This is a genomic window from Paenibacillus sp. FSL H8-0315 (assembly GCF_038005365.1).
Taxonomy (GTDB): domain Bacteria; phylum Bacillota; class Bacilli; order Paenibacillales; family Paenibacillaceae; genus Paenibacillus_AQ; species Paenibacillus_AQ odorifer.
This window is the reverse complement of the sequence record NZ_JBBOTA010000001.1, coordinates 4,363,063-4,378,692: the sequence shown is the minus strand read 5'-3', so window position 1 is coordinate 4,378,692 and position 15,630 is coordinate 4,363,063. Positions and strand designations below refer to the sequence as shown.

The 15,630-nt window shown below is 47.5% G+C and carries 7 protein-coding genes and 1 riboswitch; all 7 genes read right to left on the bottom strand.

What is annotated here, in order from left to right; all coding sequences use genetic code 11:
• Positions 1-133: 133 nt before the first annotated feature.
• The 7 genes from MHB56_RS18980 to MHB56_RS18950 all read right to left on the bottom strand — a co-directional run bounded on the left by MHB56_RS18980 (position 134) and on the right by MHB56_RS18950 (position 15,563).
• Entirely contained in the window at positions 134-2,698 is a 2,565-nt protein-coding gene (locus tag MHB56_RS18980; RefSeq protein ID WP_339281727.1) for a DUF4430 domain-containing protein, read from the bottom strand.
• 170 nt (positions 2,699-2,868) lie between these two features.
• A riboswitch (cobalamin riboswitch) is annotated at positions 2,869-3,071 on the bottom strand.
• Positions 3,072-3,194: 123 nt separating this feature from the next.
• Complete coding sequence (locus MHB56_RS18975) at positions 3,195-6,191, bottom strand: GAP1-N2 domain-containing protein (RefSeq protein WP_341143880.1); 2,997 nt, start codon at positions 6,189-6,191, stop codon at positions 3,195-3,197.
• Positions 6,188-7,450, bottom strand: coding sequence for a hypothetical protein (locus MHB56_RS18970; protein WP_076129587.1), 1,263 nt, complete (start codon positions 7,448-7,450; stop codon positions 6,188-6,190). The genes MHB56_RS18975 and MHB56_RS18970 overlap by 4 nt, the downstream gene beginning before the upstream one ends.
• Before the next feature lie 82 nt (positions 7,451-7,532).
• Positions 7,533-8,174: a beta-mannanase gene (locus MHB56_RS18965; RefSeq protein WP_076099551.1), complete on the bottom strand. Its 642-nt coding sequence runs from the start codon at positions 8,172-8,174 to the stop codon at positions 7,533-7,535.
• 24 nt (positions 8,175-8,198) lie between these two features.
• Positions 8,199-9,473, bottom strand: a complete 1,275-nt coding sequence (locus MHB56_RS18960; RefSeq protein WP_341143879.1) for a vWA domain-containing protein — start codon at positions 9,471-9,473, stop codon at positions 8,199-8,201.
• A gap of 293 nt (positions 9,474-9,766) precedes the next feature.
• A complete protein-coding gene (locus tag MHB56_RS18955) occupies positions 9,767-12,169 on the bottom strand; it encodes a transcription initiation factor TFIID (RefSeq protein ID WP_081383413.1) in 2,403 nt (800 codons plus the stop codon).
• Between the two features lie 4 nt (positions 12,170-12,173).
• The gene (locus MHB56_RS18950; RefSeq protein WP_076194441.1) at positions 12,174-15,563 is read right to left on the bottom strand and encodes a tubulin-like doman-containing protein; all 3,390 of its coding nucleotides are present in this window, start codon (positions 15,561-15,563) and stop codon (positions 12,174-12,176) included.
• Positions 15,564-15,630: the final 67 nt, after the last annotated feature.

The window sequence follows — 15,630 nt, the reverse complement described above, 5'->3', positions numbered from 1 at the left end:
ATTTTTTAAATATTGTGTCGAATAAAAGTATATATTGTCATAAAACGACTTTCCTCAAATATAAAAAGGACGGGCACCCGATCCGCTATTACTCCGAATCCAAGTGTGCCCGCCTACTCAAACTTCCTCTTCCTTATTCTCCAGAGGTATAGTACCAGTACAAAGTATCACCGTTCTGCAAAATATAACTGTCTGCACTGATGCTTGGATCCGCATCCCGGTTCGTTTTATACTTCCATCCGCTGCTTGGGCCTCCATCAAATTCAGCCAACCCTTCAATAGATTTCACGTAGATGCTTCCAGCGTTGCCGGATGATACTACCTTAGTCCCTAATTGACTGACTAGTAAGCTATAAGCCGTTTCGCCCTCTTTTAGAGCTACTGTTGTACTGGCTAGGATGGTTCCTTTCCGGCTATCTCCAATCACTGAGAGGGTAGCGGTAGCTTTTGCTGGAGCAATAACAGACGATCCGACAGTCAGAGACTGAGTATAACGCGCTACGCTCGGTACGCTGTCTTTAGTATAACCGGTAACAGTCAGTGTATAGCTATTTGCCGGGAGACCCCCATCAACAACAGCTACACCTTGTTCATTCGTGATTACCTTCTTATCACCAATCGAAACCTGCACACCTGCAGCCGGTGAGATAACCGGATCAGAAGTGAAGCTTTCCTGATTCCACACCCACTTTTTCTGTGAAACCTTTACAGTAAAAGCTTCATTAGCTTTTGGCTGTGATGGGGAAAGCACCACAGAATCTACAACCTGTGTATTTTCTCCTGCATAATAGACAAGCACACGATCGGATTCCTGTAGTTCGAACGCATCCATACCCACACTTGGATATATCCACTCCCCGCCGCGTGATACCACGAAGCTCCACCATCCGTCGTAAGTACCTTGCGAAACTCCATGGATACCTGATACAAAGTTGCCATAAGACGATTTGGTGATATCTACTTTAAAATCATCGGTAGACCCTAGTTGTTGCAACGCTTCAAGGGCATTGGAGGCTTTTAAAGTCCCCTCACTAATCAACCCTTCCGGGCCTTCAACGGTAAGCGAAGCTGTTACATTCTTAGAAATCACCTTTAGAGCTTTTGTATATTTAGCAATCGTTGGGGCTTTACCTTCACGGTAGCCAGTTACAGTCAGTGTATAGTCACCTGCGGGCATATTTCCTGAGAATACGGCCTCACCTTTAGCATTCGTCGTTACCTTGTGAGCTCCAATTTGGACCTGAACACCCGCAGCTTTTGCAGTTACAGGAGAGGAAGTATTCGTAGCAGCGTCCCATTTCCACGTCTTACTAGTTACAGTGACGGTAAAAGAATCGCCCTCTTTAAGATTTGCTTTGGAAAGCGTAACGGAATCCACAAGCTTAGTGTCGTCTCCGGCATAATAAACCAGTACCTGATCTGAATCTTTAAGTACAAAATCACTCATGCCTACATCGGGATTAATCCATTTTCCGTCACGCGATACAACATACATCCATCCGTCATAACCACCAAAGCTTCCAGCAACAATATTTCCGATGCCAGTCACATAACTGCCCGAAGGATTCGTGATCGGCAAGTTCGTTTGAAGCGCCAGCTTCTCTAACGCTCCAAGTGCGTTGCCAGCATAGGCGTACCCTTGTGCCAACGTGGCCTGTGGTCCCTCAATCGTTACTGGAGCGTAGATGAGTGAGCTCTGAATGGAGGATTTGGAAAAATCGTATAGCTTACTGTTGCTTCCTTTATACAGCAAATTATAGGCAACCAGCGCCTGAAGCCCTTGCTCTGTCGCCAGAATATTACTGCTTCCACCACGGCTATGGGTGAAGCTACCATCAGCTAGACGATAGCTAAGCAGGTTCTCCATTAGATCCACTTTGTTTTTGGTGTATTCTAATCCACTAGGATCAACTCCGAAGGATGTGAGTCCAAGGATTGCTTGTGCGCTACTTTCAGCACTGTCACCGTAACCCCCATGGCTATCTTGAGCTGCGGATAACCAGGCTACGGCTTGTAGCCCTGCTAAGTAGGCTTCGGGATTATTTTTATGTGCCGCCAGAGCCGTCAAGGTTATCGCTGTCATATCAGGCTCACTTGCGCCTGAGGTTAGTGCAAAGCCCCCATCCGGATTCTGTTTGGAGAGAATCTCCGTAAGGAGTTTATCCGCCGTCCATTTCGCGTCACTTGGGATATTATATTTACCAGAATCCAGCGCAAGTAAAGCATATACCGGATTATTAAGCGTCTGTTCACTGAGCTTGCTATTATTATAAATTTTCTCAATCAGATTATAGCCAGGAGTCGTTCCGTTACCAGCAAAGCTAGTAGGATCTGCACCAATCGCTCTCACTGCGAGCACGATTCGAGCATAATCGGTTACATTGGTGAAATCGCCAGCTGCATCCTTTACTTTTTTCTCAAGCTCTGAAAGGTAACTAGCCGGCAGCTTGTACCCTGCTTGCGCTAATCCAATGGCTTGCCAATCCGATTGCACGCCACCTTTCAAGAGATATTCTGCAGCCGCATAAGTCGCATCCGCAACATTAATCCGCTCCGCAGCAGTTGCCTCCAGACCGGCGCCAGCGCTCGCTTCTGCAAATATTTGTCCTGCTGGAGCAAGAGATGTTCCTAGAATTGAAATGACCATGAATAAGGCCAGCCCAAGTGCTACAAACTTGGAAGACATGATTTTCTTCATTGTTTAACCTCTTTCTGTATAAGAATGGGTACTGCCGGGAATAAGACGCATAACATAAAGACCGCCCCATTGGAGGGCGGTCAGGGAAGATTACAAATCGAGGCTGCGGCGCTTGCTTCCTGCCAACAGTCCATCTGTATATGTTCCACATTCTTACCCCACGAAGAATAGAAACGCTCACGAAAAAGGCAGGTCTCCTGGCTAATGCTTCATCGCTGTTCTTCACCTTCCCACCCTACCTTCGGGGCAGTGGTTTATAGAAGAAACGCTCCGCACATACAGTGGCGGGACCGCGCCGGACTCTTGCACCGGACTTCCCTTTTAAGCAGACGACTAGATTGATAGAGTCTGCACCTTTTCCAGTATGTAGTATCTTATTTTGACATCCATAATCATATCTATTAATACATAGCATGTCTATAGAAAAGCTAAGTATGGGCAGCAAAAAAAATGAACAGCAATACCTCCCGGTAGGTATTGCTGTTCAGAAAGCTTGTTATTCTGCTGTTCCTTCCGGACTTGCAGTCGGGGAGGGTTCAGCACTTGAATCAGAAGCTGGTGGAATATTAGGGTCGGGATCTACGATCAGTGTAAATCTTCCGGCTTTGATCATACTTTTCTCTAGAATTGTCACTCCAGGCTCCAATGTAACCTCAACCTGATAGGAAGGTTGTTCACCTTCAGTCACAGCTGTTGCGGAAGGCAACCCAGTGCTGTCCTCAGTATCAGAGGAAGGCGTAGGAGACGGAGATGCATCAGCTACAGCATTAGTAGCATCTGCACCTTCTGCTGTTCCTCCAGTAGTGCTAGCGGTATCTGACTCGTCAGCGGTGTTTCCCTCATCCGTCCCATCCGTTAACGGCACTGGACAAGTGCCATTCGTGGCAGCGACCTTAAAGCTTTTATCTATCTCTGTAGACGAAGACATTAAACTAATCTCAGTCGGTTGAAACTGCACACAGTCATCTGCACTTGCGAAGGTGAACACCAATATGCTGCTCCCCTTATCTCCTTCGACGCTCTGATCCTTCAAGTATACTGAAGCTGGAGGCAGCATATTGCCTGCACTCTGAACAGGGGTCGGCTCAGGGCTTGTCCCCGGCACAGCCGTCTTCGTATCATCCGGACGCAGCATACTGAATACGATAATTGCAATAATCACCAGAATACCCGTAATGGAGCCGGAGATTAAGAGTCGAAATCGGCTGCGGCTGATCCAGCGCGCCAGCGGGGAAGCCAGTTGGGAGCGGGCTTCATTGTACACATTTTGCAGAGCAGGCCGAGCTGCCGCGACATAGTTCTTTCGGAATTCCCGATTCTTGAACGCTTCACGATCACTGCTCAGGAAATACTTCAGAATCGCCTTACGGTAACCCGGTTGCAGCTTTTTATTCGAAACCGTAAATAAAGGATTGCCTTGCGACCAAGCAAAAAACCGATAGATGATTTCTTTGTCGGAACCGGCTTTACGCTTTAACAGCTCCAGAAGCGCATCGTAATCCAGCGGACCCCCTTCACGCTGAGTTGTATAGTAAAAGGCTAGCGGAAGCCGTTCAAAGGGTTCCAGAACACGCGCCTCTTTTAGCAAACGACGACCCAGTAGCTGCACATCGTCTAGTTCCTGCGGAGACAATCCTGTAAAAATCTCCTCACTCGGCTTCTCTTCACCAAACCAGCGGTAAGCGGCACGCAGCGCATTCTCTTTCTGCTTGCTAATCCTATCCAGTGGCGGCTGCCAATCGACAACATTACCATACCGTAAAAAAACTACCTCCAGAAGCTCCTCCTGCGTCATATCAGAAAGCGATAAGCGGTTCAGTAAGAATCTATCTGCTGAAGCAGCAAGATCCTGCATTAGGGAGAGTGCCTTAGGAGCAACTCCTGTTCCTTTGCGGCGATCTTTTTCTGCCTTATCTACAATTTCATGAATTTCCGCCACAGAAGCCACCGGATCATGCTCCAGCTGGAGCTTTTCTAGCAAATAATCCTTCACAGCATTTTGAGCAAAAGACTGCTCTAACGCCACTGGCAGGAACCGCCCCCAATGGAGCACAAAGCTCAGAATATCCGCAGATCTGGACGCCGCAGCTAGTCTTGATTCCATATAAGGCTCAAGTAGCTGCTTACGGAAATAAGTTTCAGACATCACGCGCTGGAAGTAAGCTGCACTTAACTCATCATTACTCTCAATGATCCCGTAAGCAGCACTCAAAATATCCTTGCGGCCCGCTTCCACACTATGAAGCATCCCATTGATGAAATAATCCACGATTCTGACCCTGTAATTGTGATCCTTAAGTACAAAATACTCTTTAAAGCATTCCATAATCGCCGGATCTGGCACATTTCTTTGCCGAATCAGATCAAATTCCCGGTCAAACCGTTCTAAGAAAATATCATTCAAGCGGATTCTAGAATGAATTGCACCGTCTGGTTTTAGGTAAGAAAGCAAACCACTTAGCACCGCACTCTTGTTTTCCGTATATAAATGCTCGTTCCCTTGCTCAATCTCATAAAATATAGCCAGCTCATTATAGAAAGAAAGGGATAGCTTGTGCTCAGGACTCTCTCCACGCAGAATCTGATCGGCGAAGCTTACGAAGTCGTTAATATCTCCTGGATTCAGCAGTAACAGCTTCCATACCAAATCAGCATAAGGCTGGCGGGAATCGCCAAAATCGACATTTCCCATCCGTCCGGAAGCCAAATCAAAGGTATAATCCTTCTCAATACTGCGGTCACCGGGACGAAGTGAACCTTTTTCCACAAAGCTAAGATGTATATATTTACGGCTTTGCGGTTCATTCGCATACGTAATCACGCCTAATCTACGGCGGAATTCATACGGCAGCACGCTATACAGAATTTCTGTAAGTTCCACCGCCCGCGCAGACAACTCGGTGATAGGTACGTTTAGAGCCACGTAGATTTTTTTCTTACCTGCTACAGAGAGCATCACCGCTTGCAATAACGCCTTGAATATCCCTTCATCAATCCCTAACAAGCGTAAGCCTGCGATTGGATCAGGGCTGCGGTCTGTGCGAACAACTGGAATAGAGGGCAGCTCCGGCAAGGTTCCACCAAGCTCTCCCGTATAACGCTCTGCAAAATCAGCATGCAGCCAGTCTCCATAGCTCTGCACAATTTCTTCGGAACGTGAAGCAGGAACTACATAGTTATGTGCAAAAAAAGCGCTTCGTTGGCCTGTGAAATCGGCCGCTTGATAACGACTAAGCCCAATAACTGTATCCCCGTTCTCAGCATGAAATAGGTGCAGCGCACCAGGATATGCAGCCTCATCCTTCTCTCCACGTGCGGTTAACTCCGCAGGAGCATCGTAGAGGCAGAAGGGATGAAGGATTTTTTTCACAAAATTATTGTCCAGACTATCTGATTTCGCTACCGTATCGAAGCCTTCTGTGGAACGAAACACTCCGCGACGTTCGCGGGTGTACATCTGTTGGGCGATTGTTGACCCTGAGAAAACATTCACGGGCCGTCGCTCCCCTCAATATACTTCAGCTTATGCAGCAGCCAAATAAAAGGCTCGTCTACACGAATCGGGCTTACTACACCCTCAATCTTTTGATTCACAGGATTGCTGCCCAACGCAGATACTGCAAAATAACCCGTATTCGCGAAATAAACATCCATCGTATCTTTAAAGGGTCTGTCCACCTTACCAATAAATCTGCGAATTTCCCCGTCGATATTATGGAACTCGTCCATGTTTAATGTTTTGCGGTGAACATAGTTATTGAACACATTGCTGTTGGACTTGATGTAATCGCCATCCTCATCCTTCAGCGAATGCAGCATATCACTTTTGGCAAGCACAACCGCTGTTGGAATGTCTGTCTTACTCTTTTCCTGATAGGCAATAAAATCACCGAACATCGTCAGCACCACATCGCGCGGCTCGTCATATTGTGAGACCCATTCTCCCGGGCGGTCACCGATGTTAATATGAATCTTTTCACGGATAGAACGGATTTGCAGCGGATCAACCATAAACAAAATACCCGCAGAGTTCTTGATATGCTGACCATGAAGTCCAAGATAATCCTGATCCACCATACCCTCACCTGCTACATCAAAGAATACAAGTGTCAGTGGCGGTTTATTTTCATCCTTAAAGACAAATTGAAAGATAAAAGGCTCCTGCATTTTTTCCTTCTGTGTAGAAGCCAGCAGATCCCCACGCTCAAAAAGCGGTTCTTCATACAATGTACGGAACTTACGGCTAATCTCTGCATTAAGCGGCATACAAGCGGCATCAAAATGACCTGCTGTAGTATGCTGCAATGTGTGGATCAGCGAGGTCATATACACCGATTTCCCGACTTGGGATGCCCCGATAATCGAGATGATGTTACTCGGCACCTTCCCGGCAGTCACCGGCAGCTCATTATGGCAGGACGGGCAAAGCCGTCTGCGTGTAAGCACACCGTAACGATCCGTAAGCCCAGTTAACACATGATCCGTGTAATGATGATATTCTTCCGGAATATCCGCCGGGTTGATAATCGCTTCTATGTCATCTACCGTATCGAGCCCGAAGCGCTCACGGTATTTGTTCAAGGCGTCATCCTCACCCAATGCGTAATTTTCATCGTCCTCCCGGCTGTGCATAGCCCGAAAGACGACATCCTCCGGAGAGAACTTGGTGAAGCAATACGGACACACTATATCGTAAAAAAGCGGCCGCGGCTCCGGCTGATTCTTTTTCATAAAACGGCTAAAAAAAGACATCTACTCATCCTCCCAAAAGTTGTATCTACGTACTTGCTATGAACGCACTGCTCATTACCCGCTTGTACGCGTAGACCCAGTCTCACTCCGGTACCAATTCGTAATAAAGCCCATATTTCTTGCCATCGGTGAAAAAGATGCGTACAAAATCATCCTTACCGATTTCAATCGGCGGAAGTACATTGCGTCCAGGAGCGAAATCCTGGACGAAGGGAAAGAGAATACCATCCTCTTTCCCTGCAGGATGCCCTCCACGTTTCTTGACATAACAGAGGACATCCCGTGCCACGGGCACTTCTGCCGTAATCGCCATATGTACGGTCTTTTGTTTTCCGAATAAGGCCTTTTTTTGTTGAATGGAATAATAGATCCGGGCTTTGCCTGCACTGACCATCACCCGGTTCACACCATCATTTTGCCTCACCAGGGCAGTCTCACCGTTCTCAGCAAGACGAGCAAATATCGTATAGGATATCAATCCGATCTCATCCAATCGATCACGATAACCATTGTTAGATTTGTATTCCTCACGAGTGTAGAGCTTCATCCCGATCGGCGGATCATCTCCGGTTCCCATGTCAGCCGCTTCTGCGGAGGTTTTGTGGATGTACACCGCCTGCACGCCGTCCGGCCAGCGCCATCTCAGCGTACAGAATCGGTCATCCACTTGGGATGTCACATCCGTTATTCCCGGAGCGGAAGCATTAACCTCGGCGTACCTCATTACTGTAAACCCCTTTCCGCTACACTAGAATCCTTTGCTGTTCCTGCTTCTGCGCCGACCCGGAAAGTTATCCGATGCTGGTGCAGGCGCTGCGTTATTGTTTCTTCTATTTCGATAAATACGTCCTTCTCCTACCGGAATGACGCCTGTAAATAATGCAATAATAGCAGCTAATATAAGAACAGCCAGAAGACGAATAAGACTATCTGTAAAGGAGTCACCGCTAAGTCCAAATTCCAGAATCAGTCCTGCGATCAAGCCTGATATTACGCCGCCAATCCCAAAGCTTTTAGCCAAATGACGGTTATCAAACATAATTCCCAGACCTAATCCAATTGCAGCCCCCATCAACATCAATGACAAAATACGAACCGCAGCATAATAAGGACTGTCTGCCGTTGAATCACTGCGCTCAGTTAGCAGCGTCCGATCTCCCAGACGGTCATAGATCTGCTGGAACACATCGCCCAGTAGGGCTGAATCCTTGACATCATAATAGTGTCCGCCTGTCACTCTCGCAATATCCTGCAACAGCTGAGTGCCTGCTGGATCATTCAAGCCCAGACCAATGGTATTCACGGCAATGCCGCGCTCTACATAAGCCTGCAACTCTCTTGTGGTATCGAAATTACTCACTCCGTCAGACAACAAGATGACCATGGCTCCTTGGTCTTTTTTGCCGTCACTGTCAATCTCCTTGAGTGCCTCCGAGACCGCACCGCTAATATTCGTACCGCCTTCGGTTGGCTGCAGATTATCGATTGCAGTCAGCACCTTCTCACGATTCTCCGAATTTGAAAGTGGCGTTAAAGGTTGGACAACTACAGCTTCGTTGTTAAAGGTCACCACGGCTACCTTATTGTCAGTGTCCATTTTTGTAATTAACGCTTTTGCTGCGGAATACCGGCTATTATCGGGATCACTCTGTGTCATACTGCCTGAGTCATCAATAGCCATTACTACATTCTTAACTGGTCTGGCTCCGCCAAAATTCAGCTCATAAACAAACTCCGTTAAGGCTCCAACACCAAGTGCAAGAACAATCATCAGAGGCAGCAGCTTCCACGATAACCCCAGATAGCGCTGCTTCCATGAAGCTCCGTTCAGTCGTGGCGAGATCATCTCTGCAAGCAGGCAGCCTACACCGACTCCCATCGCCACAATGGCAAAATAAATACCCACAAGCAGGATGGAAGGCAGATCGTTATACCAGCTTAGCAGCCATTCGCCAAAAAGAAAGGCGACCCCGCCGCCGATCAGACTGAAGAAGAGCAGCAGCAGATTGATTTTTCTCTGCATCGTTATACTTCCTTTCCGGGTAAAATCTGAATTGTACTCTTATCCTTTAAACATTCCGGGGGTTATGCTGCCTGATAAACGGGCTACCCGGATGTGTTATCATCCCCCAGATTGCACTTTGTGCAATAGAATGGAATAGGAGAAACATCTATTTCTATTCTATTGCATAGTGTGCAGTGGAAATAAGGAGAAATGTCCCTATCCCGGAACTCTAATTAAGAGTTATATCCGATGACTCTATTGCACAAAGGCAATAAAGGGACTCAAAGTGAGGGGACCTATCTATTACGCCATCAGCGCATCTCAGGAAGCTGATCTTCACTCAGCCCATGGAGCTGATAGCCATTCTGAGCATAAGTCTCATAATAGACCTTACCGTTGCGATAATAGAGCAGGTCCTCTAAATGAAAGCCGCCCATCAGGTTTAGCTTCTCCACTCCGCTCCTCCGCTGCTCATGCACGAATCCTAACCGGTAAATCCGGGTTGTCTCATCTACTCCAAAGGCGTAGCGTAGAAACTCTGATGAACTGTCTCCAAAGAAATATTTCTCCTCATGACGATGCTCTTGCGTATATTCGAATAACCGAACATTAATGGCCGCGCCCTCTTCTAAATTATGATACAAGCGCTTGAACAGCTCTTCCCTCGATAGAACCTGACGATTCTCATAGGCTGCCGCAACATTTGCACGCCGCAGAAGCTCTTCCTCAAAAGATAAATTGAAAGGTTCTGCTGTCAGCAGCTCCCGACGGCAAATATCAATCAAACGCTCAATCACAGCTTCTTTCCCTTGTTCTAAGAGCTTGGAGATACTGCCCATGTACTTCTCACTGAAGAATATTCCAGGTCCACGCCGGGTTTCGATATCCTTCATCACTTCTTCTGTGACTACGCGGTAGTATTCCATTACGTTCTGGCCCGTTGTTTCGTTTGTTCGCCCAATGCTGTCCATAACAGTAATACGCAATTCTTCCTCCAAAGTCTCCATAGCTTTCACACGGGCCATACTTTCCATATGAAGCTGCTCAAGTGCAGATTCCAAACGACTGCATAGGGCAAGCTCACTTTCTAGGCCCAATAGTTCATATTTTTTGCCATATACGGCTGAGAATAAATAATGAATGAAGTTACGTACTGTTCTTTTATCAAAAAGCGGCACACGCTGGAACGGCTGGCGCTCCACGCTTTCTGCGTAAAGGTCCTCAAGCTCCTCCTGCATGGAGAGAATCGCGGAACGCAGGCCTGCCATATGCTGACGTAAAAGATGGAGCACACTTCCGGCTTCATCACGATCTGCCGTCCACTCCGCAAGCTGATAAAAGCTTACCGCTGGCGTAGATGTTTCCTGTGCCGCCAGCATAGTGCGCCATTGGCGTAATGGATTCATTCCCTCTACTCTCCGGTTTGACTCTGCCACAAAGTTATTGCGGAAATAAGCTTCGCCCCCGTCACCGAACAACTGCCGTTCAGCTTCACGAAGTGACAGCTGCTTCAGTTCATTATAGGTAGGGCGTCCGTGACTCATTAACCCCGTCATTTCATTCAGGCCGTCTTTCTCCGGAAGTAGGTGTACCGCGTGTTCCCGCAAGCTGTCAGGGTCCAGCCCTAACAACGCCTGCCGTTCACGTATAGTCCACGAACTGCCCTCACGCATATCGGAGACAAGCCGCCGAAACGCATGATACAGCACCGCCAAAGCAATTTGAACATTAGGTCTTCTTACCCCGGAAAAGCCAGCAGAGGCGTAGCCTTGTCTTCCAGTGCTGCCCCTGATGCCGCTTTTGAAGGTCATATTGTTATATCCGCCATGACCAGTAGCCTGATCAGAAGCCGGGCGGACCCGATTTTTGAGCAGACTAATATGAGAAATAATCTCGTAGTTGTCATCCATACCGTGTGCAGACATCATACCGCGCTCATTCTTATCGGAGAGCAGATACACAAGGTCAAATAATGCGGAAGGACCATGGGCAACTGGAATCGACAGACCGTCTTCCGTCACAAGTAACGGCGCATTAAACTTATAGTCCGTAGCTTGCATTCTGTCCAATTCACGCAGAAAAGCCAGCCCTACTGAGCTGGAATATCCAAAATTATCCCCTTGCTCCCGCTCATTGATCAGAGCGTAGAGATCTGTCTGTACGGACTTAAAGGACTGGCCGAGTACAGCACGAGCCAACAGTGTAATTTCCGGCAGCAATACATTAAGCGGATCATCAACCCGCGTAATGATAGAGAGATGGATGACGTCAAAAGATGAATATAGACGTCCATAATCCGCTATACTGTTGCTCAGCCGCCGGATAACTTTATTCATTTCAGCAAGATAACGTGTATCCTCATGAAACTTGCGGTAAAGTTCATGACGCACAGTGCGTGGATCTGACCCTGCCGTTTCCGGCAAGGCCATGGCCAGCACCCGGTCTTTTCCTCCCGCAACAGATCCACTTATACTTCCGTCTATTCCTTCTTTTGCCGCACCTGACACAGCATGTAATGCCATAACACCGCCGGCGTTATCCCATTTTCGTTCGCAGCTATCCAGCACCGGACCGATGGCCGGAGCAACCTTGTCGCCTACGAACAGAAACAGGGCAGGGTAATGGATGCTGCTGCGTCCATCCCCTTTGCTGCGCTGTGCCTCTTCCTGTACCGCATATTGTTCACCATAAGATAATGCCTGTGTTTTGATCATAGGCCTATTTCAACTTTCTGCGGATACTGCCGAGCTTGCTAGTCATGCTCTTGTAGAATCCGTACATCTCATCGCCGCTCTCATACTCTACCCGTTCGTACTCCAAGCTATCGCGTGCTTCCAGGAATGATACATACAGTCCTTCCAGCTTATAGAGCAGCGGGGTAACGTCTTCAGCGGCAGTCATTTCACCTGCACGACGTGCTGCCTTACGCAGCAGTACGCTGCGGCTCTTCTCATCCAGCTCCCGGAAGTGCCGATACACGGCATACTCTACGTAGCTGCGCTCTTTCATCAAATTAGCAAACGGCTCCCAAGCGTCCTCTTCTTCATCACGGTCATAAACGTAGAGTGCGCCTTTTTTGATAATGCTGTCCGTATACAAAGCTTCAATGAACTGATCCATCCACTTATCTTCGTCCAGATATTGATGAAGCACACCTTCAAGCTCAGCGGCTTTGGCAGTCAGTTCAGCATATTTAGCCAGCTCCACACGAACACGTGAAATCAGCTGCGGTGAACGAATGAGATTCTCCTGCGCCATGTCCTTGTTGATGCTGCCAAAGATATCTTTAATGCCTTCCCGCTCCAAGCCCTTCTCACGCAGGCTCTTCAGCTCATCAACCGCCTTCTTCACTTCACCGAGATTTGGGCGTGTAGATTGCAGCTGCATATCGAAACCGTTCAAAATGGCGTCCAGATCAAAAGGTTTGGTGAACACAACAGAATATCTGTTACTTGTGTTCTCATCTACACCTTTTTCAATAATGACTCCACTTGCCAGCGCTTTTGCAAAGTCTGCACGCACTCTAGCGTTATAATCACGTACACGAGAATTGACGTAAGTGTCGCCCCATGATTTTTCTGGAATCGGAGAAGGCAGGTACGTCCAGTTGTTCTTATCCGTCATCACGAGATGGCGGCCGATCCCTTCCTTGTCGAGAATGGTCCGCTCATAGTTCTCTTCAAACACCCGCAGCGGCGTGTATACGAAAAGTGGCACACCATTACGTGTATTAAGCCAGAAAATACGATTTTTCACTTGGCTTTCCTTGATCGTAAATTGCGATTTGCCAAGCGCATTATTCTGATAATTACGAATCCCTTTTAGGATACCCGGCGCTTTAACAGGCACGGAAACGAAACCCCATGATGGGAAATGTAAGCTACCCGAGCTATTGCTAAGGTGGAAGGTAGGCACAGCCTCTTCGTCCAATTTACCGGCAATAATCCGCTCAACGAATTTATCCAGCGGCTCTTCATGGCCGAATTTCATCACAAGGAAATCCTCCATCGAACGGGTAATCAGATCCCCAAACTTATCGCTAAGGAATTCCGAAATTGAGCGAACGATATCAATCTCCTGCTCTTTGACCCAACGTCCGGAATGCTTCAGCATTTCACGGGTGAAGTCACGAATCAGGTCGTCGCCGTCCTTCTGATCCATGATCTTGGAGATGGTCGCCGAAATATCCGGCACGTTCACAATGTTCCAATAATAAGTTTTGTTTCCTTTATAGTCTGCCTGCTCTTCGCCATTGATAAGGATGTCCCCGTTCTTGGCAAAAATCGAGCTAAGCGCACTAAGAATCTCTGTAAACACACCGTAAATCCGGCTGTTCTCATCGTTTAAGAGCTCATATAAGTCCTCGTAAAATTGAATCATTTGCTCAGTGCGTTCTACATCGGCGTGCAGCCAATACTCATTGATTTTAGCCTCAATATAGGCATTTTTCTTCTTCTCTTTGGAGACAAAAGCACTGCGGGCATCGCTCAGCTTCTCATCCGCACTGTCCTGCGCTGTCTCAATATCACGTGGCAAACGCAACAAGCTTTCACGTAAAGCCTCAATATAAGACTGAATCAGCTTCAAAATACAGAAGCCCTTCTCGGTATACAGCAAGCGGGAAACGTAGAACGGCCCTTGCTCTGGATGCAGGAAGATGCGCTCCAGCTCTTCACTGAAACGTCCCACAATTTCGCCAGGCAGCTGCTTTTTCGATTTGATATATTCTTCACGGGCACGAGCCAGGAAGTTCTGCTCCAGCTCTGTATCCATGCTTACCACTTGATTCTTAACAACATTGGCATGGCTCAAGCGTTCGCTGTTCTCGTAGCCTGGCAACGGCTCAGGCACACGGGATTCAAACGTCTTGATCATACTGTCGAGATCAATTCCAAGCTTACGTGCGAATTTCTCTACATCCTCTTGACCTGGCGCCTGCTGGAACATTTTTTCCATTTTATCAAACAAGCGGAAAGCCAGGTAAGTCGTCATTTCCTCAATCGGAAGCACAGCGGACGAGGCACCGATAATGTTGTATTCATAGTTAGCTGGGTAGGTCTTGTTCATCTGCGCAATGTTGGTGCGGATATTACTGATATAGTCATGGATGGCGAATTCTTCACCAGACTGTTTTTCTTCACTCGCCATAAAGTTCGTGATGTTCTCCGCCGTTACGTTCATACAGTAATCGTACGCATTCTCCAGCAGCTTACCCTCGGTATTCGTTGCAGAGATCAAATGACATAGATTAAATGGAGGCAGCGGTGAATTTACCGTCAAAATATTACCGTATTGCTGCTGGAACCGCTCACCACGACTGTCCACATTCATCCAGTAATCCAGCTCTTTTAGCGCTGCATAACCGTTCTTGCGAATATATTCACGCGTGTGCTCGCTTAGACTTTTATTAGACAGGTTCACGTCAGGTGTAAAGAGATAACCCAGCGTGTTCACACGGTCAATACCGGCTGATCCATAGTCACGTTCAATAATACCGCGCACGATATAGGCAATATCCAAGAAAGCCCCACTGCCTGTACCGCCCGACAGACCTGTCAGCAGAAAGACCATCAGCTTTTTGTTAGTGCCTACGGATAACGTCTTGATCTTCTTATCAATCGCGCCTACAACCTGATTAATCTTGGTGAACAAAAGCAGACGTCCAGCCTGCCGCACACCAGCAGCACCATTCATACCATCTGTAATACTCAGCTCAGGTGACAGCCAATCCGTAATATAGGAATCGAGGATACTGCGGTTCTGCAACAATCCGCCGATTTCGGCATTCGCCAACAGTACAAATTCATTTTGCGGGTCCAGCCCAATGCCTTTGTATTTTTTTCCACGATCCTGTTCATTCGTCTCAAAAGCTAGAAATTCCACATTATCCGGCTTGTCCCGTTTCTTCTTGGATATCGGATCCTCCGGCAGCTTAAAGCGGCGGTTAATCTGATATTTAAGACGCAGCAGGGCATCAATGCCCGTGCCGCCTAGTCCAATGATCAGGATCGGATTATCAATCGTATCCACCCTGATCTTATCGCTGACAATCCCGCCGCCTAGTGATACATCCAATTGCTGTATATGCTCTCTTACTACTGGTTTCATATGCTTATCCTCCTAAAAGTTTTGCGGAAGCTGTACTTCAGATATCTTGCAGCAAAACTGTTTCTGC